A 299-nucleotide genomic window follows, 5' to 3' on the forward strand; every position below is an offset into this window, starting at 1 on the left:
TGTAATAGCGATCAAACACTTTTTCCAGCTCCTCTTCTTCTATCCCTTTGCCGTTGTCCTTAATTGTCACACGAGTTCGTTCTTTTTGTTCAAGCTGTACAACGATCTTCACATCGGGATCATTGTGAACGAGGGCATTTAAAATGAGATTCGTGACCGCTCTCCGAATCAATATCGCATCAAGGTTCAGCATCAGCTTTTCCAGGTTCGTTTGAAGCTCAATGGACTTATCCGCATATCTCGAATCGTTTAAAATATCAATTAACGTTTCCCGCAGCAGCGATACAAGGTTTACCCGT

The 299-nt window shown here is 42.5% G+C and carries 1 protein-coding gene; it reads right to left on the reverse strand.

Annotated features, from left to right (window positions below):
* Positions 1-299, reverse strand: a 299-nt coding sequence (locus SB660_RS19790; protein WP_410583975.1) for a sensor histidine kinase, incomplete at both ends; no start/stop codon positions are given.

This window comes from Bacillus sp. SIMBA_005 (assembly GCF_046535585.1).
Lineage (GTDB): Bacteria > Bacillota > Bacilli > Bacillales > Bacillaceae > Bacillus > Bacillus pumilus.